This is a genomic window from Moorena sp. SIO4E2 (assembly GCF_010671945.1).
GTDB lineage: Bacteria > Cyanobacteriota > Cyanobacteriia > Cyanobacteriales > Coleofasciculaceae > Moorena > Moorena producens.
The window spans coordinates 1-3,167 of sequence record NZ_JAAHIE010000718.1; the positions used below are offsets into that span (position 1 = coordinate 1).

Below are 3,167 nucleotides of genomic sequence, written 5' to 3' on the forward strand. Positions count from 1 at the left end.
CTAAAGCTTGTTCCATTATGGTCATTTGTGACCGTGCAGCTTTCATGGCGAGGTCAACCCGTTCTAAGAGGATATCTGAAAAGTTTTTTGATACTGAATTCTGCCCCCCTAGCCCCCCAATTCTGGGGGGAACAAGAATCAATTTGCTGGTAGAAGTCCCCCAAAATTGGGGGACCAACGGGGGCTTGGATGTAGCAAATGAGACTTTTCAGACAACCTCTAAACGAACTAACATGATCAAATACTTGATTAAAAGCCCTGTTGCTTGAGCTAAATAGAGATATTATTCGTAGCGTTGTTGTCGTTCTAAAATTTGTAGTCTAATTAAAGCTAAATCCTCAGCGTAATCTGGGGGAAATCCTTCCCATAAACTGGTCGAAGTAATATTTCCTTGAAGTATCTGTTGTAATGGTGGATAGTCCCAACCTTGCTGTAAAGCAGCCCTCGCCATGTCAAAATAGCTACCCCACTCGTTTTGCCAAAAGTCAAAATTTACTTCTAAGTCTACTTTTTATGATTTAGCTATATCTGTACTGAGAATTGTTTCGCACCAAACAGTATTTAATTCACAAGCAATATCATCATTGTCGATACCATACTCATCTACCAAATCCCAGTTTTCGATGCAAGACTCGGTAATAGCAGTTAGCATTGCGATCGCATTTATATGACCAGTGTTGACACGGGTTGGATTACAGACGAGAAGCCTCATCCTGTGCGTGAATACCTCCGTCAGCAAGGATTTCGTCCACCACTTGATGTGATTGATGGCGCTGCACGGGTTTATGATCCCATTGTGCGCGGGTTAGCAGGAGAGCGCCTCTATGGGGTGTTCCTGAAAGACTATAAACCATGTGATTGGTAAGGTTATATAGCGCTACGCGCAAGTCAGAAGTTAGAATTTAGAATTTAGAATTTAGAATTTAGAATTTAGAATTTAGAATTGGGAATCGGGAATCGGGAATCGGGAAAACTGATCTGACTCCCGATACCCCCATCTCCCCATCTCCCCACACTCCCTACTCCCTACTCCCTTCGCTATAGTAACTCCTCAAGGGTTGATTAGCTTAAGCAAAATAGTCTCCCATTTTTCTAATGATGCTTTATCGCTAGTCTGAATTTTATGAATTACCCACTGCTCCATAATTGATGACCTAAATAAGTAGACTGGTTTCTCTAAGTCTTGATTCCTCATAATCAAACCTTGTTGTTCGAGAGAATATAAATCTAATTCTTGTTGGCTAAAAACTAAGTCAATATCACTTAAGTCAACAGTAATCTTTTGCTCCAGACTACCTTTCAACTTCGACCAAGCCATCAGTATCAACAGACCTTGCTCGACATCCCTGCACCGTTGCCAAATATCTTGAAAAATATGTCTAGTTTGACTTTCAAACTCCTTGGCAAAGGTTTCAGTATCAGGTAACTTCCCAGTTCTTAATTCTCTAAATAGCAAAGAACCAGCAATTTGTAGCAGCGCGGGATGTCCACCAGCCATGTTTTGAATAACATCCCGTAATGCTGGTGTGATTGGAATACCTTGTAGCAGAGTATCCACTTCAGTCTCCGTTAATGGCCTAAGTACCACAAACAGATAGTGATTGTACCACGGGGATTGATCTGGGGTTAGACTCGGTCCAAGTTCATTGAAACGTTTGAGTGAGGTGACAATCATTGATAGATATTCCCTCTCCCGAGATTGATAGGCAATACTGCGACACTCACTTAGAAAGACTTCTATGTCAGCTTGAGTATAGTGCGGGTTTTCTCGCAAAGCCGCATCATAGTCATCCACTAGCAACACCAAGAACTTGTTTCGTTTCCCAAGCTGCCCCAATACTTGGCGCATCCCCCTGGCAGTTGCTTTTCCCTGGTCGAGCAATGTTTCAATGTCACTCTTAAGGTCTGGCTCACTATCTAATTTATCCATCAGCTCAATTAGGACTTCTTGCCAAAACCCGGAAGCTGTAAACGGTTGGATACTTTCGCAACTGAATAGCACCATCACCGCCTGTGATGGCTCTTCTCCATACTCTTGCCAAACGTCCGGGGAAGCCAGGAGTTCCAGGAAAGAGGTCTTTCCCATCCCTGGGCCACCCCAAATCGCTAAGTTACTGCGGTTATATATTTGATCAAAGGCAGTCTCAATGAGAGATTTTCGTCCCACAAAACGGTCTGGGGGAACTGGTGCGCCTACAACGAAAGGATTGTTTAATTTGTTAAAGAGCTTATAAACCTCTTGATTATCTGGCTCTATGGTTAGCACTTGCTTCAATTGCTGCGTTGTGAGGATAACTTCCCCTACTTCCATCAGGTGTTGTGCATAACCTAAATGCGATCGCACTAATCCATCCTGATTCCGGACTCGATCAACTAGGTATGCTCGCTGATAGCATTGCACTGCTTTATCAAATACGTCACCTTCCAAATATATCCTTGCGATCTCGAATAAAGCACTAAAGTGATTGGGATTGGCTTTCAAAACCTGTTCATAGGGTTTCACCCCCTGAGCATTTCGTTCAATTGCTTGTTGATAACTAGCCTTAGCCTCTGGATCGAGGTCTTCCAATTCCAATATCTCTCGCCGCAATGGGTAACGTTGGACTAACCAGCGGCGGACTAATTCTATTTCTACTTTGTAATATTTTCCGTTGTAGGATGAAACTTGATCAGTTATTTCTACGACCCCTAAGAAACCTAATTTAAGCAGTTTTTCCCTAGCTTGAGTCAAAGACTCGGTGATGGTAACGCCATATTCTTCCAGTAAACTCAACGGGTCTTGCACAACCTGATTAGGATTTCTTTCAGCTTTTTTTTGAGCCTCTGCTACTGCGGAAAATATCACTCGTTCCAGAATCGGTAATCCATCCCGAAACCAGGTTAATCCTCCTTCACCAATTTCAATGGCATCATCAACAATTCTAGTCACATCATCAGGAGTTACCTGCCACTTTTGTGCAGTTCTAGCTTGAGCAAACAGTGCATGACATAGGACCTGAGTGAAATAGGGATGACCTGAAGCTAATGCTAAGATGGCATCGATTGCTTCAGAGTTATAGGCCAAATATTCCTTAGCTGGTTCAGTGATTAACTCCCTGGCACTTCGTTCACTGAGCAAGCCAATTTTTTGGCTAGGAGCACCTTTAAATAATCCCAGCAACTTGGGA

At 42.9% G+C, this 3,167-nt stretch carries 3 protein-coding genes and 1 pseudogene; 1 reads left to right on the top strand and 3 read right to left on the bottom strand.

Annotated features, from left to right (window positions below; all coding sequences use genetic code 11):
• Nucleotides 1-283: 283 nt before the first annotated feature.
• Nucleotides 284-451, bottom strand: coding sequence for a hypothetical protein (locus F6K37_RS35940; protein ID WP_287255733.1), 168 nt, complete (start codon nucleotides 449-451; stop codon nucleotides 284-286).
• Between the two features lie 60 nt (nucleotides 452-511).
• The gene (locus F6K37_RS35945; protein ID WP_287255735.1) at nucleotides 512-652 is read right to left on the bottom strand and encodes a hypothetical protein; all 141 of its coding nucleotides are present in this window, start codon (nucleotides 650-652) and stop codon (nucleotides 512-514) included.
• Between the two features lie 3 nt (nucleotides 653-655).
• Here F6K37_RS35945 and F6K37_RS35950 point away from each other — a divergent pair.
• Nucleotides 656-865, top strand: a pseudogene (locus F6K37_RS35950) (SDR family NAD(P)-dependent oxidoreductase); the annotation flags it as partial.
• A 186-nt stretch (nucleotides 866-1,051) separates the two neighbouring features.
• Here F6K37_RS35950 and F6K37_RS35955 read toward each other — a convergent pair.
• A partial coding sequence (locus F6K37_RS35955; protein ID WP_287255737.1) for an NACHT domain-containing protein occupies nucleotides 1,052-3,167 on the bottom strand: 2,116 nt, incomplete at its 5' end.

Bases quoted from the DNA above. Each gene is read 5' to 3' on its own strand.
- F6K37_RS35945 (WP_287255735.1), bottom strand. From the start codon at position 652: ATGCTAACTGCTATTACCGAGTCTTGCATCGAAAACTGGGATTTGGTA.
- F6K37_RS35940 (WP_287255733.1), bottom strand. From the start codon at position 451: ATGGCGAGGGCTGCTTTACAGCAAGGTTGGGACTATCCACCATTACAA.